The sequence below is a fragment of the Eubacteriaceae bacterium Marseille-Q4139 genome, from assembly GCA_018223415.1.
Lineage (GTDB): Bacteria > Bacillota > Clostridia > Lachnospirales > Lachnospiraceae > CABSIM01.
In genome coordinates, this window is record JAGTTQ010000001.1 from 690419 (window position 1) to 711220 (window position 20802).

Here is a 20802-nt window from a genome sequence, read left to right on the forward strand (position 1 = left end):
TGCCTTACAGTTCCATATTCTGTTTTTTCTCCTGCCGGTGCTGCTCGTCCTTTTTTCTGGATTCCTCCCGATAATCCCGAATCTGTTCGGTGACAGAGTGCTTCGGCTCCGGCTTCTTTTTGACCTCTGCCTGTTCCGGGTCAAGTACCTTGCTGACCCAGTAACGGATTTCTTTCAGCGGCTTCAATTCCTCCTGCACTGCCACCAGCTGCCCGGTATATTCTGCGTGAGAAGTTTGCAGCTGTTCATATTCCACTTGCAGGGCTTCCAGATCAACATTCAAGTCAACACCATGCTTTTTCAAAAAACGGTATGCCTTGTTGTATGCGTCCAGCTCGTCTCGGTGGCTTTCCGCATAAACGGACTGCACCGTTTTCCAGCCGATTCTCACATACTTGTCATGGATAGCTTTATGCTGCTGACAATCGGCAACGGCGTTCTGGATGCCGGTAATCACTTTCATGCGGCTCTCGGCTTTCTTCATGCCGGTGCTGATGCTGCCGGATTTCTGTTTCACTTCCTCCAGCACACTGTCCAGCTGCTCCAGCGTAAAAATCTCATGGGCTTTCAGATAATTGGTGGCGTTGACAAAGGACTGTAAATCTTTCGTTGTACCTTTTTGCTGACCGTATCTTGACCAGTCCCGGCGTTCTGCCTTTCGCAGATTGAGATAATCCCGCAGAAGATTGATAAGGTCGGGGGATGCAGTTTCCGGCTTCTTCTCTGCCAGCAGCTCTTTCCGGGCTTCCAGAATATCGCTGATCCAGTCACGCAGATTCTGAATGGTGCTGCGGATCACGCTCATCATGCGGTTGGCGGCTTTGATGTCCCGGTTCAGATTGCCGATATTGGTCTGGATGCCACGGCGTTCCATCTGGGTGACAGCAGCTCCCATGTGGACGGTGGGGATGATGTCCAGCCCCTGTTTTTCATAGGAACGGAGATCGACACGGACAGGGCTGTTCACCATTTCCAGATAACGGTTCTGCACTGTTTCCCAGCCGGTGCGCCACTCCTGCCCATAATACTGCTCGTTCCAGTCAACAGTGTCCTCCTTATGGCTTTTCCAGTTCCCTGATGGAAGCCGGATACGCTCACCGTTCTCGTCAAGGTCGTAAACCTTTCTGGCTTTGGGAAGCCATTTCCCATGCTCGTCCATTGCCCGCATGGTCAGCATCACATGACAATGGGGATTGTGTCCCGGTGGCTTGGGGTCATGGATGGCAAAATCAACAATCATGCCTTTGGAAACAAAAAACTGGTTGCAGTAGTCCTGCACCATCTGGGGATACAGTTCCTCCGGCACTTCTCTGGGCAGTGCCAGCACAAACCGTCTGGCAAGCTGGGAGTTCCACTGGTTTTCAACGGCTTCCACTGCGTTCCAGAGCTGTTCCCGGTCGGCGTATTCCGGCGGGGCATGGGACGGCAGCATGATTTCCGTGTAGACCACACCTTCCTTTTTCCGGTAGTCTTTGTGCTTCTGGTCATACTCGGAAAACAGATTCTCGCCGCTCTGGTAGGCAGCTCCGGCAACAGCTGACTGCCGTTTACTTCGCTTCGTGATTTTGATTTCAAAATGAGGGTTTGCCACTTCATCATCTCCTTTTGAAGTTCTTGGAAAAAAGAAAAGCAGGAGACCATGTAGGTTTCCTGCTTAGATGCAATATATTCAATTACTTTGGTATATTATTTGTGTAGTGAGGACACTCTTCACACTTAATAGCACATTCCTGCATTTCAAAAACATTAGGATTTCTCGTAACTCCAATGTAAGGGATATTTCTTGCATGACATATGTCGATTACTTCTTTTCGTGCAGCGTGTGACATCCTGTTACCTAAAAACACTTTGGTAATTGGAAAAAATGAAACACAGTAGTCTTTTTCTTCCCGATTTCGCTCCATAGGGAGCAATAATCTCCATTCATTCTGAAACGCCCAATCAATGCTTTTTCTCAATGCCCCATGAAAATAAATATCCCATAATAACTCCATCGTTGGTTCTTTATCTTGGAATTTCACAAGTTTTTCAGTCATGTTCGGTCGCACTTTGCAGTAAATCATCGGGAATAAATTTAAGAATAACTTCTGGTATTGCGGATCATTAGGAAGCACTGTATATTCAACACAAAACCCTCTGTGGCAATCCGCATAAGAACCACCCCACATTAACTGAGAGTATGGAGTCGTTGCAAAACAAGTCGCTCTAAATGAATCCTGTAGATACTGTAAATATCTATTGAAATCCGAAACAATGGCATTTCTTAAAGATTCGCCTAAATCTTTGCCTTTGTATAATTGGTTTTTTAACTCGAGGAGAAAACACTGGTTGGATAAATCCTCATTTTTTGTAGCAGGGGCGCTTTTGAACAAGGAATCAATATTACCAGTAGAGTTAATCATGTCTGCTATGGTCTGCATCAGCGCATTTGCAAGCTCCGGTGTTTCCATTGCTTCTTTTACATCTATTTCACAACGAATGCAGTATTCAAGCAACCGAGCCCTTTCATATTCTGAATAATTCAAACTAATATCGGAATCGTACACATCGTCAAACAAACTTGGGGATTGCATGAAAACCGTATTATCTCTTAGTGCTTGTATGCTATAATTTACGGTTTTTTTATCTCCAGTAGTTTCATCTACGATAGGTTTCCCTGTTTTTTTATCAACTAACTCAGTTAGCCGGTTGGGAAAGTACTTGTATAACTTTAAGGGCATATTCATTTTAGCACGCATACTAAATTCATCGTAGCCCATGTTCTGCACTTCGGTAAGATTCATAAGTGCTCCATTCACAATACAGCACGATTCTGCTATTTGTGGAAGGGCACTTTGTAATGTTTGAATTAAAGCATTTATATCCATTGTATCTCCTTATAATCGGTTCGTTAATAATTTAATATCATTATACCACACTCGTCTGTAATTGCTGGGAATAATTTGTGAATAAAATGGGTAGCTGGCTTTAGCCAGCGCAGGGGAAGCGTAGCGTCCTCTGGATGATGGGCACGAAGAGCTTGCTCGGAGTGGAAATCATCAGCTCCCTGCAAGGGGCTTTCGGCAGAACGCAATGCACCACCTTTAGGCGGTGTATAATTGCGCCCTTGTTAAAACAAGGGGTTCTCGCTGCCGTCCGTTGTCAGCGTTTTTCTCCGCTCCTCAATCAGCGTGTCCAGTTTCTTTTGGGCGGCTTCGCCGTGAAAGAGGAAGGTCAGCAGCTCCATCACATCATCATCGGTCAGCAGGGTAGGCTCTCGCAGAAAAGTTTCCAGCATACCGGCACGAGTGCAGAGCCGGTGGGTTCTCTCGCTCCGTGTCAGGCGTTTCAGTTCATGCTCCAGCTGCTTCTCCCTGTGCTGGGCAGCGATCAGCTTTTTCTCGGCTGCGGCTTTCTGGCGGCTCAGTTTTTCCAGTTTTTCATTCATGGGGTCAGGCTCCTTTCTGAATAATGGGCAAAACAAAAGCGACCAACTTTTTACGGTTGATCGCCTTTGGCTTATACACTATTCAATTATCTTTTTTTATCGGATTGAGACAAAACACTTGCTGCCAAACTCTTTGTAGTATCGGAGTATTTGTCGCTGTTGAGAACCTTGGAAGCTTTTGTTTCCATATCCTTTCCAGTAACTTTACCCGGATTGCTCTGGGACAGGACACTTGCAGCAAGGGACTTTTGAATTTTAGAGCTTCCATTTGAACTCAATATCGCTGATGCATTAGAAGACATTTTAGGACTGCTGGTTTTCTTATTCATGACGATACCTCTCTTTCGAAAGAGAGGATGTGGTCACCTGACATCCTCTGAATTATTGGACTTACAGATTATTTTTTTGTGCTTTCAGTTCGCTTTTTAGGGAAGCAAAACACCTTCTTACCATACTGACGAGCATAGATGCGATGCCCATTTTTCAGTGTGATGTAAGGCGTAAACACAAGCTCTACTTCATTGCTTTTTGTCATACAGCAAAACTCCTTTCCAAAAGATTTTTCACAGACGAATCTGCGAAAGTATGGAAAAGAGCAGAGACAAATGCTAAACTTAATAAATAGACAAGAGATTTAGTAGGTGACCATTTGTCTCTGCTTCTTCTCGAAGAGCTTATATGAGATTGAGCCCTCATATAAGCTCTTTTTTTTGGAAACAGGGGTTCGGCGAGCTTAAGCCATTGTAACAGCATCGGAAAAATTAAACAGCATCAATGATGCTTCTGGAACGAGGATGCCGTTAACACGATACGATGCCTTCTTTAGATCCCACTCACAAATCCTTTCAATCGTACTGATTAAGTCTTTGGAGTTTAATCTGACAGACAATACTCCGTTGGCTTTTTCTCTAAAGAATTGCACTGATCTTTCGTCTTTTTCATCACAGACTTGAATCGCCATTTGTTTGTCGCTCTCGTTTATCAGCAATCTGACATATGCCGGATAGCTCATCTTCATAATAACCGACTTGTTAAATGTAAGTCCATTGTTTGTGATAGACACATAAGGCAATCCTTCGTTGAAATCAAACGCCTTAAAATTCGTCAAATCAATCACTTTGCTCGCCTCCTTTCTGTTCCGTTTTCCATTATACCACTGCCTTGCGTATTTTTCAATACTTCTGTCGCAGCAAATCCCTTTGTTTGTCGAAACTTTCTCGAAGATTCATTTTCTGTTCATCTCTACTGCGTCGTAGTTTGTTCATATTATTATAAAAAAGCTTGTTGCTTTGAAAGGCGACCACTCGTTGGAGTTGGTCGCCTTTCAGCTTATGCAATATTCTCTTTACAAAACTCAAAGTATTTATTCACTGCGGATCTCAAATTTGCCATACGGTATCTAATATTTGCATTATCTTTAAAGTGAAATTCTGTAGGTGCCGCTTTTTGCTTTCTTTCATCAGAGATAGAGTATTGCATTTTTTGTAATAATCTTTTCCCTTTATCAAGAGCATATTCCGCATCCAAATCAGTGTGTAAAGCAATTTCAACTGCTTTGCATCTGCTCATACAATCACTTGTTGGTTTTTTCTTAATTCTTGTTGACAGCCACTCTTTGAATTCCTCTTTGCGCATATTGACAACCTCCATCAATCTTTAAAGATGGTAACCCAACTTTCATCAAAATTGATTCCCTTAAGAACATCATTTTTTCTCAATGTTGGCGGTTGCTTCACTTGAAATTTCACAGCTTCTTTCGGAACTTCTGTATGGATTGTGAACTGTGATCCATGTGGTTGCCATGTAAAACATATTTTCCCGTTGTGATCTAATCCTATCAAATTACCATTGCTATTAACTTTCCAATGGTAATCAGTTGTTCTATACCTTGTAGTTTCTTCTTCAAATAATCTGTAGGAAAGCAAATCATAGCTTCTGACCAAAACAGCTGTTCTTACACGGCTATAATGGTCAGTAGCAATATTGATTCGCTCATTCCAGATATTAAGAACAGCTTCACCTGTTTTTTGTATATCCTTGTGAGGATCGGTTATCCCATAGGAATAATCAGGCGAGCACCTTCCACTTATTAGTCTAACGCTTGTGCTTGCGAAAGGATCCTTAACTTTTACAGTTTTTACAGACCAGCAATTCTTATCCAGAACAACATCTGCAATACCAACAGGTGAATCCAGATGTGTGCCATTTATTGCATCTGCAAAAGCATCTCCCCAATCGTTTCCAGAAACATCTTTTCTTCCTATGTAAATCAAGTAAATGAGATAACCACCAATCTTATTTACTAATTCTTCAGGAAACACATTTAGCGGGTATAGAGTCTGTGTTGTGAGATGTTTGGAATCCCTCAATCTTGGTCGATTTTCCATCTTTTACTCCTCCGTTTTCGTGAAAATTCTTTAATGCCGCAATCATTTCTCGTGCAACAGCTTTTATTACAGGTACAGCTACAGAGTTTCCGGTCTGCTTTTTAATTTTTCCATACGGAACAACAATTTTGAAATCATCTGGAAATCCTTGTATTCTTAGTAACTCACGCTCAGTTGGTCTGCGCTCATCATTTATTAAGATATAATTTGCAGATGCACCAGCTCTCAGTGCTGATGAATAAGGATGTGGAGTGATAGATCCTGCCATATTTTCATGAGATATATACGGCTTTGGATAGTTTTTATCTTTCAATCGTTCAATACGAGATTCACGAATGGCATCTCGCACATAATATTTTTTATCCACATTATCTTCCAAAATATCTGCAAGAGTGGTTTTCTCTGATTCTGAAATTGGCTCTGGAAAAGAAAATTCAACATCATCAATGAAGCCAACAATAATAATTCGTTCTCTTTTCTGCGGCACACCATAATCTAAGGCGTTCAGAACTTTCGCATAAACATGATATCCTAATTTTTCAAGATGTTCCTTGATTATTCTGAATGTATTTCCATTATCATGTGCCGTCAAATTTCTTACATTTTCAAGCATGAAAGCCGGAGGTTGTTTTTCTTTCAATATTCTTTCTATATCAAAGAAAAGTGTTCCACAAGTTTCATTTGCAAATCCCTCTTTTTTTCCAATTATTGAGAACGCCTGACAAGGAAATCCACCCAAAAGAATTTCAAAATCGGGAATGTCTTTTGCATCTATTTTTGTTATATCACCAGATGGATGTTCCCCAAAATTTGCTTCGTATGTTTTACAAGCATCCTCGTCAAATTCTGATGAAAACACACAGTGACCGCCAACAGATTCAAATCCCAATCTTATTCCGCCAATTCCAGCGAATAGGTCAATGAATCTGAAACTATTCCAGTCCATGTACCAAGCTCCTTTCTGTGTAAGAATACAGCCTAAATATTATAGCGCTTTTATAGCGCTTTTTCAAGATACATAAGAATGTTTACATATTAAGCGACTTGTGTGATTTAAACTTGATAGGTTTATTTGTACTTTGGCAATATGTAGCAGTCAGAACATCGGGTGCAGACCCGACATTCTGACCGCAAATCGCCCCTTATCGCTACATTACTTCGCCTTACCGCTGAAACCATTTTGCCGGGCGTACTGGCTGGCTTTCTGCCTGCGTTCTTCGCTGTACGGCGGCTGCAAGCGGATGGACAGCCGGGACTTGTCGATCAGATAGGACACGCCGCCCAGATGCTCCGGCTTTTCCAGCTGGCACAGGTCAGGATACTTTTTGCTGAACGCTGCCAGCCGCTTTTTCAGCCCGGCATTGTAGGTGTAGATGCTGGCAGTGCTTTCTCCCTCGTTGAACAGGATGATGGTTTCTTTCTCAACCTTCGTCAATCTCGTCATTGTCAACCTCCATACTGCCGCCCACGATGCGATTCAAAATAGCCTTGTGCCGGTAATAGGCTTCCATCTCCAACTTCATATTGTAGAAGAAGCAGCGATACCACTTTTCTACGCCCTCGCCGTCCAGCTTGTCAGCCAGAGCTTCCACAGCTTTCCTTCCGGTAGGGTCGGGAATCAGGTCTGCCACCTGATACAGACGATCCACCGTTGCTTCACGGTTGGGGCAGCCAAAGACAAACAGGATTTTCTTTTCACCAATGCTCATTTTCATAAAATAGTCCTCCTTGAAGTTGATAAAAATAAAAGCGGCAGATAGTTCCCATAGGAATACCTGTCGCTTTGTGAACGATATGAAATTGTCGGGTCAGGACTTGATAAAATCACGCAGTCCGTAGTTTATGTCTACAATTCTTTCAATCAGCCATTCCGCTATCTGGTGGATGCTGAAGATTGCAAAGCTGACTGCCAGCATTTTCAATGCTTCCATGCCGGTACACACACCGAACAGCAGCCCTGCAAGCGTAATCATGAAGATCATTCCTGCCAGCAGGTCAAAAATGATAGCAGAAAAGGAAGTCAGGAAGATTGCCACCCATTGAATCAGGGTCACAACTGCCACCAGCGGCAATACCAACAGCTTTATCAGAAACATGGCTATTTCTCCCCATTGACCTGTTCATAGGCTTCATGCTGAACAATCAACCCAGCGGAAAAGCCGTATTTGAAGTGGCTTTCGCTTTCTTCACATTGGGCGATTGCTGTCTGCGCCCGGAGTTCCTTCACCAGCTCATAGTCCTCTTTACTGAGCCGCTGGGACAGCTGCTCCATCAGTTTCTCACAGGCTTTGACCGCCTTGCGGTATACTTCCGATGTAGGGACAACTGTTTCACATGGATAAAACCTCCCGCTGTACATTTCTTCCAAAATCATGACACCACCTCCCTTCAGCAGTAGATTAACTCTGCCTTGATGATTTCCTCAGCCCGGCTGCGGATAGAGTTCATGGATTGCACCCACAACATCTGATTTTCAGCTTTCATGGCTTCGGTCACACCCTCGGCTTCTGCCATCTGACGGATCATCAGATTTAGCCTGTCCGTTGCCTGTTCGTTCAGATCGGCAAGGACAGTGTGGAGCTTGCCGGACAAAAGCAGGTCACTGTAAACCATCGGGCGAAACTGTTTCAGATAGGACTGGTGCAGCCGTCCCCAGTGACCAATGGGGCGGTGTTCCTCCGGCAGCTTCAAATCCGGCACATAGTAATCGCCCACCAGCACATAGTCCATGCCGTTTTCGTGGATTCTCGGTTTTAACTCTTTCATGCTGAAATTTCCTCCTTACTTTGGTTCTTTTTATGATAATCCTCCCTGCGCATGGCAAGGTAGGCTTCATAACGCCTGATACCATCGGGATCACCGGCTTCTGCCGCCGCTTTCATTTTCTGACGGGATTTTGTGGTTGCTTCGCTCTGGTATTTCCGCTTTTCAGCCAACTGCCGGGCAGCTTCCGGGTCAGTCCTGGCAAGCTCAACCAGTGCATCGTGTTCAGCCTTGCGTTTGGCTGTCCGTGTGCGGGTATATTCAGCCTTACGCCCTGCTATCATAGCCGCATACTCCGGGTCTGACGCTATCCGGGCTTCTTCACGCTCCTTTTTGCGCTGCCGGGCTTCGGCTTCTTTGGCTTTCATTGCCGCCCATTGCTCGGCAGCTTCCGGGTCAGTTTTGACTTTTTCTTTCAGCTCTGCTCGTGACAGCTTCTTTTTCCGGGTGGCTCGTTCTATACGCTTACGCTCGGTTTCCAGCAGCCTTTCCTGACGGATACGCTCTTTTTCATCCAGCTGCCGGAGATATTCCGGGTCAGCTTCTCTGGCTTCCCGAACCTTCTGGCGGTACTTCTGGTTTCGCTCCCGCAGTTTGCTCAAATGCTGTTCATATTGGGCAATGGCTTCCGGATCACCGGCTTCTGATGCCAGCCGTAGAGCTTCTATTTTCTGTTTCCTGCGTTCATTGGCTCGTCTGCCTTTTTCCTTCTTCTTCCGTTTTTGCTCCGCATCTATGGCGGCAATCCGTTCTTCTTCGGACACAGTTTCAACAGGCGGGTAGTAGCTGCCGATGAAATTAAAGTGGATGTCGATGTTCTGCTGGCGGTAGATGGTGCGCCCACCAGTTGCTTCGTGAACTTCCACCCGGTCGATGAAAGAGTAGAGCATGGCATCGGTCAGTTCTGTACAGTCACGGTATTTCCTGACCAGTGCCAGAAAACGCTCAGTATCCGCCTTCTTTACGGTTTCCTGCTGAATCTGGCTTTCCAGCTCCTGTACCCGCCGTTCCAGAAGGATTTGTTCTTCATCATACTGCTGAATCATGCGCTGCGCCTGTCGTTCCGGCAGCACACCTTTTACGGAGCTTTCGTACAGGTTTTGGATCATGGTGTCCAGCTCTGCCATGCGCTTTCTGGCTTCTTCCAGTTCCCGCTGTCCGCTGTCTGTGTTCTTGCTCTGGTTTTCATTCCAGATGCTTTTGAGATGGGAAACAAACTCGGCTTCATTTTCAAGGGCATATTTGCTGACCACTTGGATTGCCTGTAAAATTACCGCTTCCAGAACCGATGTTTTGACAAAATGGGATACACATTGACCGGCAGTATTCCGATAATTTCCGCACTGAAAAGCTGAATCTGAATCAAACCGTTTTCCGCTTTTCACCCTGTCCGGGCTGCAAAAATTCATCCTTGCGCCGCAGTCTGCACAGTAAATCAAGCCGGACAGACGGTGGGTATAGGTTCCGTTGGCTGCTTTCGGACGCTTCTGCAACCGCAGTTTATGGGCAATATCCCATGTGTCCTGTTCAATGATGGCTTCATGGGTATCGGGGAAAATCATCAGTTCATCGGCTGTGGCGGCTCTGCGCTGCTTCGTTTTGAAATTCTCGCAGATAGATTTGCCCAGCACCGTATGTCCCAGATATTCCTGCCTGTCCAGAATGTACCCTACGGTGGTTGCACTCCAGCGGTAAGGGTCTGCAACCTCGCTATGTCTGCAATTTTCAGGAAAATACTTGGCGGCATGAGCGGACGGTATTAGTATCTTTTCCGCTGACAGCATTTCGGCAATGGTAGTTACTCCAATGCCCTGACAAGCCAGACGGAAGATTTTCCTGACAACCTCGGCAGCCGGTTCATCCACGAGCAGCTGCTGCTTGTCCTCTTTGGTGCGCTTGTAGCCATAGGGGATAGAGCCGCTGCACCTCATGCCGTTCTTCATCCGGGCTTTGAATACCGCCTTGATTTTGTTGCTGGTATCTTTCGCATACCACTCATTCATGATGTTCAAAAACGGGGTAAGGTCATTGTCTGAGGGGGCTGCGCTGTCCACGCTGTTGTTGATGGCGATAAACCGGATGCCCTTTTTCGGGAAAACAACCTCGGTATAGTAACCGACTTGCAGGTAGTTTCTGCCAAAACGACTTAAATCCTTTACGATCAGGACAGCCACATGACCTGCTTCAATTTCTTCCAGAAGGGCGTTAAAGCCGGGACGATTGAAGTTCGTACCGCTGTACCCATCGTCCGAAAAATGCCGGATATTTCTCATGCCGTGCTGACGGGCATATTCTTCAAGGTACATTTTCTGATTCTGGATACTGTTGGATTCTCCGACCTGTTCATCATCTCTGGACAGTCGCTCATACAACGCTGTGATTTTGATTTCTTCTTTCTTTGCCACGGTTTTAACCTCCCTTCGTTATGTACTTTTATCTCGTGTGACACACCCTTTCTCTATCCTCTCCAAGTATAGCCCTTGGGGTCTGTGACCACATAGGACGAGTGCATCTGCATCAGGTTCGGTTTCAGCCAGAACCGGGTTTTACCGGAACCGGAGCCGCCGATCACCAGAACATTTTTGTTTCTGGCGGTCTTAGGGTCTTTCGGGCGGCTGTTCATGGTCAGGCTTTCCGTTTTCGTCAGAATCACATTGTTCTGAAATACCGGGTCGATGTAGGGTGCAATGTCCTCATGGGTCCCCCAGCGGGCAGAACCATACTCCATGCCATGCCGGTATTTTTTGGCGTTCTTGCTCTTGAGATAGACGGCCAACCGCAGGCCAGCACCACAACACAGGCCCACCAGCAGGTCCAGCGGGTGCAGGCTGGGCCACCAGCTGGCCAGTGCCACCGGCAGTGTGGAAAAGAACGAGAGCATTTTTGCCGAAGCGTCCGCTCCCACAGCTGTCCGCCACGCTTCTCCAAAGTTTGTGGCAAACAAGCCCATCAGGATGTACGGCATATTCAGCAAAAGGAGCTTTTTGATGTCAAATTGCTTTTTCATCGTTCCAGCTCCTTTCGCTTGGTGCGATCCACCACAGCATTTTTCACCAGCTCTTTGAACTGGCTCAGCTTTGCCAACACGGACGGGCGCTCGGATTTCTCCACTTTTTTGACCTTCTTGTTGGTGTACTCAGTAAAGGCCGAGGTCAGGGCATCCGCGTCCCGACCCTTGAAAAAGATCAGGTACTTGGGCGGGGAGCTGCTGCGGTCCTTCTTCACCGCATAGTCCACGCCGTATTTCCGGGCGATCTTCTCAAACTCCTTGATGGAGGGGTCGGTGATCTCGATGTTGGAAACGCCCTGATTCTGGCCGATCAGCTGTTTCACCGTCTGCTTGCCCTGGGGCTTCACAGGCGCGTCCCGGATTCTCTGCTTTCGCAGCTTCTTTTCCTTGCGGTGGGCAAGATATTTGCAAATGGCAGCCTTAAACAGACGCCCAGTGAACTTTGTACCGCTGACTACCAGCGTCAAAGTTCTGTTTTCTACTTCTTCCTGCATAGGTCATCGCCTCCTTTCCGCGGATTTTGCAGGGGTGGCGCTTAATACTAAGGCGGGACCACCAGCCGCCGCAGTAGATATTTCACGGTTGGAATCTCCTTTCAGCGCAGCTGGTCGGAACGGTCATAGTACAGATGCCCCTGGCGCACCTTGGCATGACTGAGAATCTTGATATGGCCCTTTTCCTGGCTCTCCAGGCTTTTCTGGTATCCGGCCTCCGTCAGAAACAGGCGGGTCCGTTCGCCTTTCCAGCCCACCGGGGACTCGTGGGTCAGTACATCGAAGATAATCATGTGCCGGGTGTCCTCGGCAAACCGCTGCAAATCCATGTACTCATGGCCGTGGTAGTTCTGCGCCCCGGCCTTGAGCCGCATTTCATCCATCAGCTGCCCCACGGTCTTACGCTCAGGCATGGCGCGCACCTCCTTTCCCGCGTCCCTGGCCTTTCACAGTCAGGATACCGTCCAGGGTGGTAGCGGTGATCCGCAGGCGCTCAGCGGTGGCGATGTCATTCTTCACGGTCTCGTCGATGCCGTGGCCGCAGACCACCAGCACATGGGACCGGCGCAGATAGTCTCGCGCCATATCCAGCCCGTCCTTGTGTTCCTGGGGAATCTCGTCCTTGAGGAAGGTGGACAAGAACAGAACCGGGCAGATGGGCGAATACCCGGCGTCGTACACCTGGCGGCAGTAGGTGGCAGCGTTCTCGGCGTTCTCATACTGGTTGTTGCTCCAGGGAGCCGTAATGTAGGCAAGAGGTCGTTTCATGGCAAAATCCTTTCTCCCGGTATTGCCGGGCAACAGAAAAGCGGCTGTTTACCAGCCGCCTGCGTTCATATCGTGATTGACTTGTACGGTGTAGTGATTGCTGATCGTGGTGGGCGCGTTGAACAGCACTGCAAGCAAATACTGTTTCATATTGCGGACCTCCGTGGTGTTTTTTTGCATACCGTCCATGACAAATCGGATATGCTCGCTATCCAGCTTCAAGAACCGGGAGCGCACGACTTCATGGGGAAAGTCGCTGCCAGCGATCCGAGTGGTTTTACGTTTGGCACAAACGGTCTCCACCATCAGCTCCACAATCTCGTCCAGGTCCTCACGGTAGGTCGAAAACTCTCTGCACAGATAGTCATACTCGATGTTCTCCAGAATCAATTCCCGATAATTTTCTATCTCTGAGACAGACATCGCATCCCTTCCTTTCCGTTCCGGCAGCTGTGCTGCCGCTGGCTCCCGGAAGGGAATGGAATCGGTACTTGCTCTATGAGTATTTTGTTTTTGGGTACTTGATTTCTTAGTATTTAATTGTGTCGGATTTTCCGGCAACGGTTTCTTCGTTATCGGTTTTTCCGTTGTCGGATTTTCCGATGACGGAACATCTGTAATGGGGCGCTCATAGATGCTGTATTCATTGGCCCCAAATTTTCCGGTGGCATCTATAGTCTGCCTGCGTCGGATATACCCCGCACGTTCCAGTTCGTTGATTGCAGAACGAATGGCGTCTTTGCTTTCCCGGTTGATAAAACAAAGACCAGATAAGGTGTAGTCCCAATCGTCCGGCAAAGACAGCATCTGAGAGAGCAGTCCTTTCGCCTTCAACGACAACCGTTTGTCTTTCAGATGGAAGTTACTCATGACGGTGTAATCACCTGTGCGTTCCACACGAAAAACAGCCATGCTATATCACCTGCCTTGCCGTTCGTATTTAATCGTGTTACAGGTCATAAAACACATCATCCACTGAAACGCCTCTGACCGTTTTGTCGAGATCGGCAATCAATGCATCTAACTGCGAACTGACCTCACTGCATTCCCAATTGCCCCCTTTATAGAGGCGACACTCTGTAACATACTCATTGCCATCCAAGGCGAGATAAAAATCAGCGGTGATAAGAAATCCTGCATCATGTAATAGCCAAAGATTTATCGTTTGAGCATCAATTGGGCTACCGGAACCATTTTCAGAATATAGAAGCGTTACCCACTTCTTGAAAAGCTCTGATTCACAATACTCCATGCACTGCTCTCTGTTTTTTTCAGTGCGAAAAGAGTATATGGTCTCGGAGTTTTCCCAGATGGCACGAATAAGAGACTGCGGATCAACTTCTTCCAAAAGGTTTTCCAGTTCGACTTGCTGGTTGTAAGTCGATTCAGTAGTTATAAAGATATCCTTCAGTGTGTTTTCCAAATCTTCAACTGTGTGCATATATATCCCCCCAATCTCGCAATGGTCTATTTCTTCCAACATACAACATATCAAGGGTGATGCTTTCTTTTAGGCTTGAAGTCGAGGACATGGCCCTCGATCACACGGGCATACCGCTTGATTTTGATTTCCCGGCGCTGCTGACTCAGGAGAGCGGCCTGATACCCGTCCTCTGTGAGAAACAGCCGCATTTCATCACCGGGGCTGCCGTAAGAACAGGGACGCTGAACGGAAAACTCGATCATCCAGCGGGTGTTATCCTGAAAACGCTCTACGGCAAGAATGTTGTGCCCTTTCAGCTCACGGGCTGAAATATCCCTCATAGGCGGCTCCTTTCATCGTTCTTGGTCTCGCTGGCGCTTTTTTTGCCACTGTTCCAGCAGTTTGATAATGGTTTCCTGCATCCGCTGGGGTGTGTAGCTCCTCGGAAAATACTTTCGCAGGGTGTCGGAAGTGAAAGTTACCCGGTCCAGATCACTTTTCTTTTCCTCGCCCATGATGACGCGCATCATATCGAGGGTCAGATGTCCCTCCTGGCTGTATTTCTTGAGCCGCTGGGCCTGGGAAAGAGAGGGGGTAGACTGTTCGCTGTCCATCGCATCCAGCAAATCCCGCTGTTCTTCTTTTTTGAGGAAGGACAGCTCATAAGCCGGATTGAGAGCGATTTTCCGTTCATCCACCATATCCAGCAGTTCGGGAATCAACTCCGTCAAACGGATATATCTTTGGATATTCCGCGCGCTCTCTCCAGTTTGCTCTGCCAGCAAATCCCGACTTTTTTGGCCAGCAGACTTGTGGCCAACTTGGCCACAAGTTAAATCGGCCCGTTTTCCTTGGTGATTCATGGCATCGAGTTTCATGCGATATGCAAAGGCTCTCTCACTGGGAAGGAGACTTTCCCGCTGTAAGTTGCTGTCCACCATGATGATAGTGGCAGCATCATCGTCCAAATCACGGACAATGACCGGCATGGTCTCTTTCTCAGCCAGCTCACTGGCTCGGTGTCGTCTGTGCCCGGCCACCAGCTCATAGCCGCCATCCGGGTCAGGGCGAGCAATCGCCGGGACCAACACCCCGTACTGCCGCACACTGTCGGCGGTCTCCATCATAGCCTCGTCATCCTTGACCTTAAAAGGGTGATTCTTGAAAGGATGCAGCTCAGAGAGAGGAATTTCCATTACTCGTTCCCGCTGGGCATCGGCTCGACTTTCCTCGGTGGAAAACAGATCATCTACCGAAGCCAGCTCTACTTTTTTCGCGCTGCTTTTCAAGTTTCATCACCTCCTGGGTCAGATTCTTGTAACCCTCGGCCACTTTGCCCTTGGGGTCATGGGCAAAAATACTCTTGCCCTCGGCACTGGTTTCCTTTGCTCGGACAGAATGGGGAATCTCGGTTCCGAACACTTTGATTTTGCTACCGTAGGTTTCTCGCAGCAGAGCCGCAATCTCCTTGGCAAAGTTGGTGCGGTTGTCCACCATCGTCAGCAGGATACCGTCGATCTGGAGCTTGGGGTTGATCTGCCGTTTCACCTTATTGACCGTCTGGAGCAGCTGTTCCAGGCCCTTGGCGGGCAGATACTCCGCCTGGACGGGGATTATGACCCTGTTGGCAGCCGCCAACGCATTGACCGTAAGCATCCCCAGGGAGGGCTGACAGTCAATCAGGATATGGGAATACTGTCCCTTGAGCGTGTCCAGGTATTGCCGCAAGATGGTCTCACGACTCATGGCATTCACCAGGGAGACCTCCATGCCGGAGAGCTGGATGTCGGCAGGCATCAGGTCAACGCCTTCCGGGTGGTGCAGGATGCCCTCGCCGGGGCGCATCGGCTCGTCCATCAGGATACGGCCCATCGCGTCGGACAGAGTAAAGGACAGCTTGTCCGGCTGGGGATGGCCCAGGCTGATGGTCAGGCTGCCCTGCGGGTCTCCATCGATCAGCAGAACTTTCTTCCCCGCCTGCGCCAGCCCGATACCCAGATTTGCGCAGGTGGTTGTCTTGCCAACGCCGCCTTTCTGGTTGGCGATGGCGATAATTTGTGTGTTCATTTCAGTTTCCTCCTGTATCTTGAACAGAAGATGGAATGTAAAGAGGGTAAACTATCCCCTTGGGTTTTCTTAAAATCAAGAACATTTCGGCATCCTTTTGATTTAGGATTCATTTATCACGGTTCTGTACCGGACACTCCCATTGCCTGCGACGCTTTTAACGCTCGGACTGTGGCTAAGTGTAAGTTTTCCCCCTGTCCCTGGATCGTGGCCTCAAGTTATCAAGCTCTTTACCGGCGATAGGGAAGTCGCTCGACCCGTAGGCGTCATGGCGTATCACCGGAGTGGCTCTCCGAGGGACGGTTGTACCTGATGTTCTTCTGAATTTTCAAGGTCCATGAGATGTAACTCTCACTTGTAGGCCACGGCAGAGGCCGTTTGTTGCGCAAAAAATAAAAAAAGGAGCAGAAAATTTTTCTGCTCCCTGTTGTGACAAGGTATAACAACCTTTTATTGTGTGTAGCCACGCTTTTTACTCCAATTTCTAATCAACAGTAAAATCGTGTTGTGCATCTGTTCACTATTGTAATGCGAGGGGAAATACTGCTTGATTTCTTCTTCTTCAACAATCATCGGCTCTCTCTGGTTTGGTTTCTTTTCCGATAAGATACAAACCAAGTAATCTTCTGTAAAGTCTGATTCACTGGCCTTTTCTCGGATGGCTTTTGCCTGAGAAATAGATGGGGTTGCTTTTAGCGCTACCATTACCTTATATAGTAGCTTCTGTTGCTTCTTGTCCAAGTAGGAAATAGATACTGCTGGATTCAATGCCATTTTTCGATTATCAACCATTTCAAGAATTTCTGGTATCAATTCAGTAAGACGGATATAGCGAGAAATTTGGTTGCGACTTTGACCGACTTGTTCAGCAATTAACTCTCTGGATTCTTTTCCAACACACTTCCGCCCAAGTTGGGCGGAAGTAAATCCTTTGCGCCCCTGATGGCTCATAGCTACCAACTTCATTTTGTATGCAAAGGCTCTTTCACTTGGGAGAATCGTCTCACGCTGAAGGTTTGCATCTACCATGTTTACAACTGCCTCATCATCCGTCATGGACCGAACTAAAACAGGCATCTCAGAGTAACCCAATACTTCACAAGCCGCTTTGCGTCGATGACCAGAAATTAGTTCATAACAATCCTCACCAATCTGGCGAGCCACCGCTGGATGAATTACACCGTGAATTTCAATGCTCTCAACAAGACGCCGAAATTCCTCATCGTCTCGTACCTGAAAGGGATGATTCTTAAATGGCTTCAGCTGTTCCAAGGGAATGTTTTTTACTGCTTGCCTTTGATCGTCTCGTCTCATAATGGCCTCCTTTACTGAAAGCTGAATTCGTCCAAAATTACGGAATTGGCTGCTGTGAAAATAGCAGCGAGCATGGACAAAATGTATTTTTGAAATCAGAATACATTTTTGCGTTCCCGTTTAGATTTGTACAAACAGCCCAAAATAACAACAAAAAACCCCCGCACATTGCCCAATTGGGAATGTACGGGGGTTTTGGCGATTAGATATAAACCTCCACGGTCAAATCATGCCATTTTGACGGTTTTATGCCGTATCCATGGGATTTATAGAAGGTTTGCGCTTCATCAAATCCAATGGTGAATGACAGAACTCTTACTTGCGGGGGTTCTTGATAGCAGCCTGGGCCGCAGCCAACCTTGCAATCGGCACACGGAACGGGGAGCAGGATACATAGTTTAAGCCTACCTTATGGCAGAACTCAACGGAAGACGGATCTCCGCCGTGCTCGCCGCAGATACCGCACTTCAGATCCGGACGTGTTGCGCGGCCTTCCTTCACTGCCAGCTCAACAAGACGGCCTACGCCTGTCTGATCCAGTCTTGCGAACGGATCGGACTCATAGATCTTAGCCTTGTAGTAAGCATCCAGGAACTTGCCGGCATCATCACGGGAGAAGCCGAAGGTCATCTGGGTCAGGTCGTTGGTACCGAAGGAGAAGAACTCTGCTTCTTCAGCGATCTCGCCGGCCGTCAGGGCTGCACGCGGGATCTCGATCATGGTACCGATGTGGTACTGCATGTCGGAATTCTTTTCTTTCTTAACCTGCTCTGCCGTCTCAACAACGATGTCCTTAACGAACTTGAGCTCTTTCTTCTCGCCGGTAAGCGGGATCATGATCTCCGGAATGATGTCATAGCCGCACTCTTCCTTAACCTCGATAGCAGCCTCCATAACGGCACGTGTCTGCATCTTTGCGATCTCCGGATAGGTGACAGCAAGACGGCATCCGCGGTGGCCCATCATCGGGTTGAACTCGTGAAGATCGTCGCAAACCTGTTTTACATGCTCGAAGGTAAGTCCCATATCCTTAGCCAGATCAGCGATCTCCTCATCTGTCTTCGGAACGAACTCATGAAGCGGCGGATCCAGGTAACGAACGGTCATTGGCTTTCCTTCCAGGGCCTTGTACATAGCCTTGAAGTCGCCCTTCTGGAACGGAAGCAGCTCGTTTAATGCAGCCTCTCTGGCCTCGACAGTCTCGGAAAGGATCATCTTGCGGATCTTCGGGATTCTGTCCGGCTCAAAGAACATATGCTCGGTACGGCAAAGGCCGATACCCTCTGCGCCAAGCTTCACAGCGTTAGCCGTATCAGCCGGGTTGTCAGCGTTGGTGCGAACCTTTAAGGTTCTGAACTGGTCTGCCCAGTCCATGATTCTCTTGAAGTTTCCGCCTACGGAAGCTTCCTGGGTCTTGATGTCGCCCTTGTAAATCTTGCCGGTGGTACCGTCTAAGGAGATGTAATCGCCCTCATGGAAGGTATATCCGCCAAGCTCGAAGTATTTCTCTTCCTCATTGATTTTGATTTCGCCGCATCCGGATACGCAGCAGGTTCCCATACCGCGTGCAACAACGGCTGCGTGGGAGGTCATACCGCCGCGGACGGTCAGGATACCCTCGGATGCATGCATGCCCTCGATATCCTCCGGGGATGTCTCAAGGCGGACAAGAACAACTCTCTCGCCCTTCTCGTGAGCAGCCTTGGCTTCCTCTGCGGTGAAGTAAACCTTACCGGCAGCAGCGCCCGGGGATGCCGGAAGAGCAGAACCGATGACTTCGCCAGCCTTTAATGCAGCCGGATCGAAGGTCGGGTGAAGAAGCTGATCCAGGGATTTTGCTTCGATTCTGCAAACAGCCTCTTCCGGAGTGATCTGTCCTTCATCTACTAAATCGCAGGCAATCTGAATAGCGGCCGGAGCCGTTCTCTTGCCGTTTCTTGTCTGTAAGAAATAGAGCTTGCCTTCCTCGATGGTAAACTCCATATCCTGCATGTCGTGGAAATGGTTCTCAAGCTTCATGGCAAGATCCATGAACTGAGCGTAGCAGTCCGGCATGTCCTTCTCAAGCTGGGAGATCGGCTGCGGTGTGCGGACACCGGCAACAACGTCCTCGCCCTGTGCGTTGATCAGGTACTCACCGAAGATTCCCTTTGCACCAGTAGAGGGATTGCGTGTGAAGGCAACGCCTGTACCGGAAGTATTTCCCTTGTTTCCGAATACCATAGTCTGTACGTTTACGGCAGTTCCCCAGTCGCCCGGGATGTCGTTCATACGGCGGTAAACGATGGCACGCGGGTTGTCCCAAGAACGGAATACGGCCTTAACGGCACCCATTAACTGCTCCTTCGGCTCCTGCGGGAACTCTTCGCCGTTCATGGCCTCTTTGTAAACAGCCTTGAACTTCTCAGCCAGTTCCTTTAAGTCGTCTGCGGTCAGCTCGGTATCGTAATGTACGCCCTTTGCCTCTTTCATCTCGTCGATGATCTTCTCGAAGTAAGACTTCGGAACTTCCATAACGACGTCGGAGTACATCTGAATAAATCTTCTGTAAGAATCGTATGCGAATCTCGGATTGCCTGTCTTCTTTGCGAAGCCCTCAACGGCTACGTCGTTGAGACCAAGGTTTAAGATTGTGTCCATCATGCCGGGCATGGATGCACGGGCACCGGAACGAACGGAAACCAGCAGCGGATCCTCGGTATCGCCGAATTTCTTTCCGTTTACGCCCTCAAGCCATTTTAAAGCCTCGAAGATCTGATCCTGGATCTCCTGGGTAATCTGCTTGCCGCTGTTGTAGTACTCGGTGCAGGCTTCGGTCGTTACCGTGAAGCCCTGCGGAATCGGCATGCCAAGATTTGTCATCTCAGCCAGGTTGCAGCCCTTGCCGCCGAGAAGGTTTCTCATTGCAGCACTGCCTTCTTCAAACTTATAAACCCATTTTGCCATAAGTTCTTTTTCCTCCTATAATTTGTAGAGCCTGTCTACGTCTCATGGTTTTTCCATTTTCCCGCTTCCCGTCTGCGCCGTGCGCCCTGTTCTTCGCTGCCAGAAGAACACAGGACAAAATTTGGCACACAAAAACAAAAGCCCGAAAACGGTCTGGTAATATTATAAGGGATGTTGCCAAATATTGCAACATCCCTCTGTAA

25 protein-coding genes and 1 pseudogene are annotated in these 20802 nt (G+C 47.9%); all 26 read right to left on the reverse strand.

The genetic code is table 11. The annotated features are described in order from the left end of the window. Positions 1–4: 4 nt before the first annotated feature. On the reverse strand, positions 5–1591 hold the full coding sequence (locus tag KE531_03355) for a MobA/MobL family protein (GenBank protein MBR9952664.1): 1587 nt from the start codon (positions 1589–1591) through the stop codon (positions 5–7). 82 nt (positions 1592–1673) lie between these two features. Continuing rightward, positions 1674–2867 carry a DUF2971 domain-containing protein gene (locus KE531_03360; protein ID MBR9952665.1) on the reverse strand — a complete coding sequence of 398 codons (1194 nt, stop codon included), beginning with the start codon at positions 2865–2867 and terminating at the stop codon, positions 1674–1676. 242 nt (positions 2868–3109) lie between these two features. Next, a complete protein-coding gene (locus KE531_03365) occupies positions 3110–3427 on the reverse strand; it encodes a DUF3847 domain-containing protein (GenBank protein ID MBR9952666.1) in 318 nt (105 codons plus the stop codon). An 86-nt stretch (positions 3428–3513) separates the two neighbouring features. After that, a complete protein-coding gene (locus KE531_03370; protein ID MBR9952667.1) occupies positions 3514–3756 on the reverse strand; it encodes a hypothetical protein in 243 nt (80 codons plus the stop codon). A 68-nt stretch (positions 3757–3824) separates the two neighbouring features. Further along, positions 3825–3962 (reverse strand): hypothetical protein, encoded by a 138-nt coding sequence (locus tag KE531_03375; GenBank protein MBR9952668.1) that lies wholly within the window; start codon positions 3960–3962, stop codon positions 3825–3827. Positions 3963–4160: 198 nt separating this feature from the next. Then, positions 4161–4544, reverse strand: coding sequence for a hypothetical protein (locus KE531_03380; GenBank protein MBR9952669.1), 384 nt, complete (start codon positions 4542–4544; stop codon positions 4161–4163). A 212-nt stretch (positions 4545–4756) separates the two neighbouring features. Further along, positions 4757–5062, reverse strand: a complete 306-nt coding sequence (locus KE531_03385; protein MBR9952670.1) for a hypothetical protein — start codon at positions 5060–5062, stop codon at positions 4757–4759. Positions 5063–5076: 14 nt separating this feature from the next. Next, a complete protein-coding gene (locus tag KE531_03390; GenBank protein MBR9952671.1) occupies positions 5077–5814 on the reverse strand; it encodes a hypothetical protein in 738 nt (245 codons plus the stop codon). After that, positions 5738–6760 (reverse strand): DNA cytosine methyltransferase, encoded by a 1023-nt coding sequence (locus KE531_03395; GenBank protein ID MBR9952672.1) that lies wholly within the window; start codon positions 6758–6760, stop codon positions 5738–5740. The genes KE531_03390 and KE531_03395 overlap by 77 nt, the downstream gene beginning before the upstream one ends. Positions 6761–6967: 207 nt before the next feature. Beyond that, positions 6968–7258: a molecular chaperone gene (locus KE531_03400; GenBank protein ID MBR9952673.1), complete on the reverse strand. Its 291-nt coding sequence runs from the start codon at positions 7256–7258 to the stop codon at positions 6968–6970. Next, entirely contained in the window at positions 7236–7529 is a 294-nt protein-coding gene (locus tag KE531_03405; GenBank protein ID MBR9952674.1) for a ferredoxin, read from the reverse strand. Before KE531_03405 ends, KE531_03400 begins: the two co-directional genes overlap by 23 nt. A 93-nt stretch (positions 7530–7622) precedes the next feature. Next, positions 7623–7910 carry a hypothetical protein gene (locus KE531_03410; GenBank protein MBR9952675.1) on the reverse strand — a complete coding sequence of 96 codons (288 nt, stop codon included), beginning with the start codon at positions 7908–7910 and terminating at the stop codon, positions 7623–7625. Between the two features lie 2 nt (positions 7911–7912). Continuing rightward, on the reverse strand, positions 7913–8188 hold the full coding sequence (locus KE531_03415) for a hypothetical protein (protein ID MBR9952676.1): 276 nt from the start codon (positions 8186–8188) through the stop codon (positions 7913–7915). A 14-nt stretch (positions 8189–8202) separates the two neighbouring features. Then, the gene (locus tag KE531_03420) at positions 8203–8580 is read right to left on the reverse strand and encodes a TnpV protein (GenBank protein MBR9952677.1); all 378 of its coding nucleotides are present in this window, start codon (positions 8578–8580) and stop codon (positions 8203–8205) included. Then, positions 8577–10982: a recombinase family protein gene (locus KE531_03425; GenBank protein MBR9952678.1), complete on the reverse strand. Its 2406-nt coding sequence runs from the start codon at positions 10980–10982 to the stop codon at positions 8577–8579. Before KE531_03425 ends, KE531_03420 begins: the two co-directional genes overlap by 4 nt. Positions 10983–11053: 71 nt before the next feature. Continuing rightward, positions 11054–11584: pseudogene (locus tag KE531_03430) on the reverse strand (type IV secretory system conjugative DNA transfer family protein). After that, positions 11581–12081: a PcfB family protein gene (locus KE531_03435; GenBank protein ID MBR9952679.1), complete on the reverse strand. Its 501-nt coding sequence runs from the start codon at positions 12079–12081 to the stop codon at positions 11581–11583. The pseudogene KE531_03430 and the gene KE531_03435 overlap by 4 nt, the downstream one beginning before the upstream one ends. Before the next feature lie 101 nt (positions 12082–12182). Further along, a complete protein-coding gene (locus KE531_03440; protein ID MBR9952680.1) occupies positions 12183–12494 on the reverse strand; it encodes a hypothetical protein in 312 nt (103 codons plus the stop codon). Continuing rightward, the gene (locus KE531_03445) at positions 12487–12849 is read right to left on the reverse strand and encodes a hypothetical protein (protein ID MBR9952681.1); all 363 of its coding nucleotides are present in this window, start codon (positions 12847–12849) and stop codon (positions 12487–12489) included. The genes KE531_03440 and KE531_03445 overlap by 8 nt, the downstream gene beginning before the upstream one ends. 48 nt (positions 12850–12897) lie before the next feature. Continuing rightward, positions 12898–13761: a helix-turn-helix domain-containing protein gene (locus tag KE531_03450; protein ID MBR9952682.1), complete on the reverse strand. Its 864-nt coding sequence runs from the start codon at positions 13759–13761 to the stop codon at positions 12898–12900. Between the two features lie 37 nt (positions 13762–13798). After that, on the reverse strand, positions 13799–14290 hold the full coding sequence (locus KE531_03455; protein MBR9952683.1) for a hypothetical protein: 492 nt from the start codon (positions 14288–14290) through the stop codon (positions 13799–13801). Between the two features lie 50 nt (positions 14291–14340). Continuing rightward, positions 14341–14613, reverse strand: coding sequence for a hypothetical protein (locus KE531_03460; GenBank protein MBR9952684.1), 273 nt, complete (start codon positions 14611–14613; stop codon positions 14341–14343). Between the two features lie 12 nt (positions 14614–14625). Continuing rightward, positions 14626–15561, reverse strand: coding sequence for a ParB/RepB/Spo0J family partition protein (locus tag KE531_03465; protein ID MBR9952685.1), 936 nt, complete (start codon positions 15559–15561; stop codon positions 14626–14628). Then, positions 15518–16339 (reverse strand): ParA family protein, encoded by an 822-nt coding sequence (locus tag KE531_03470; GenBank protein ID MBR9952686.1) that lies wholly within the window; start codon positions 16337–16339, stop codon positions 15518–15520. The genes KE531_03465 and KE531_03470 overlap by 44 nt, the downstream gene beginning before the upstream one ends. A 450-nt stretch (positions 16340–16789) precedes the next feature. Continuing rightward, the gene (locus KE531_03475) at positions 16790–17653 is read right to left on the reverse strand and encodes a ParB/RepB/Spo0J family partition protein (protein MBR9952687.1); all 864 of its coding nucleotides are present in this window, start codon (positions 17651–17653) and stop codon (positions 16790–16792) included. Positions 17654–17968: 315 nt separating this feature from the next. After that, positions 17969–20599 carry a pyruvate, phosphate dikinase gene (gene ppdK, locus KE531_03480; GenBank protein ID MBR9952688.1) on the reverse strand — a complete coding sequence of 877 codons (2631 nt, stop codon included), beginning with the start codon at positions 20597–20599 and terminating at the stop codon, positions 17969–17971. Positions 20600–20802: the final 203 nt, after the last annotated feature.

What these genes read in the sequence shown, in the direction of transcription:
- KE531_03360 (MBR9952665.1), bottom strand. Translation starts at nt 2,867, where the DNA reads ATGGATATAAATGCTTTAATTCAAACATTACAAAGTGCCCTTCCACAA.
- KE531_03365 (MBR9952666.1), bottom strand. Translation starts at nt 3,427, where the DNA reads ATGAATGAAAAACTGGAAAAACTGAGCCGCCAGAAAGCCGCAGCCGAG.
- KE531_03370 (MBR9952667.1), bottom strand. Translation starts at nt 3,756, where the DNA reads ATGAATAAGAAAACCAGCAGTCCTAAAATGTCTTCTAATGCATCAGCG.
- KE531_03375 (MBR9952668.1), bottom strand. Translation starts at nt 3,962, where the DNA reads ATGACAAAAAGCAATGAAGTAGAGCTTGTGTTTACGCCTTACATCACA.
- KE531_03385 (MBR9952670.1), bottom strand. Translation starts at nt 5,062, where the DNA reads ATGCGCAAAGAGGAATTCAAAGAGTGGCTGTCAACAAGAATTAAGAAA.
- KE531_03390 (MBR9952671.1), bottom strand. Translation starts at nt 5,814, where the DNA reads ATGGAAAATCGACCAAGATTGAGGGATTCCAAACATCTCACAACACAG.
- KE531_03395 (MBR9952672.1), bottom strand. Translation starts at nt 6,760, where the DNA reads ATGGACTGGAATAGTTTCAGATTCATTGACCTATTCGCTGGAATTGGC.
- KE531_03400 (MBR9952673.1), bottom strand. Translation starts at nt 7,258, where the DNA reads ATGACGAGATTGACGAAGGTTGAGAAAGAAACCATCATCCTGTTCAAC.
- KE531_03405 (MBR9952674.1), bottom strand. Translation starts at nt 7,529, where the DNA reads ATGAAAATGAGCATTGGTGAAAAGAAAATCCTGTTTGTCTTTGGCTGC.
- KE531_03410 (MBR9952675.1), bottom strand. Translation starts at nt 7,910, where the DNA reads ATGTTTCTGATAAAGCTGTTGGTATTGCCGCTGGTGGCAGTTGTGACC.
- KE531_03415 (MBR9952676.1), bottom strand. Translation starts at nt 8,188, where the DNA reads ATGATTTTGGAAGAAATGTACAGCGGGAGGTTTTATCCATGTGAAACA.
- KE531_03420 (MBR9952677.1), bottom strand. Translation starts at nt 8,580, where the DNA reads ATGAAAGAGTTAAAACCGAGAATCCACGAAAACGGCATGGACTATGTG.
- KE531_03435 (MBR9952679.1), bottom strand. Translation starts at nt 12,081, where the DNA reads ATGCAGGAAGAAGTAGAAAACAGAACTTTGACGCTGGTAGTCAGCGGT.
- KE531_03440 (MBR9952680.1), bottom strand. Translation starts at nt 12,494, where the DNA reads ATGCCTGAGCGTAAGACCGTGGGGCAGCTGATGGATGAAATGCGGCTC.
- KE531_03445 (MBR9952681.1), bottom strand. Translation starts at nt 12,849, where the DNA reads ATGAAACGACCTCTTGCCTACATTACGGCTCCCTGGAGCAACAACCAG.
- KE531_03450 (MBR9952682.1), bottom strand. Translation starts at nt 13,761, where the DNA reads ATGGCTGTTTTTCGTGTGGAACGCACAGGTGATTACACCGTCATGAGT.
- KE531_03455 (MBR9952683.1), bottom strand. Translation starts at nt 14,290, where the DNA reads ATGCACACAGTTGAAGATTTGGAAAACACACTGAAGGATATCTTTATA.
- KE531_03460 (MBR9952684.1), bottom strand. Translation starts at nt 14,613, where the DNA reads ATGAGGGATATTTCAGCCCGTGAGCTGAAAGGGCACAACATTCTTGCC.
- KE531_03470 (MBR9952686.1), bottom strand. Translation starts at nt 16,339, where the DNA reads ATGAACACACAAATTATCGCCATCGCCAACCAGAAAGGCGGCGTTGGC.
- KE531_03475 (MBR9952687.1), bottom strand. Translation starts at nt 17,653, where the DNA reads ATGAGACGAGACGATCAAAGGCAAGCAGTAAAAAACATTCCCTTGGAA.
- ppdK (MBR9952688.1), bottom strand. Translation starts at nt 20,599, where the DNA reads ATGGCAAAATGGGTTTATAAGTTTGAAGAAGGCAGTGCTGCAATGAGA.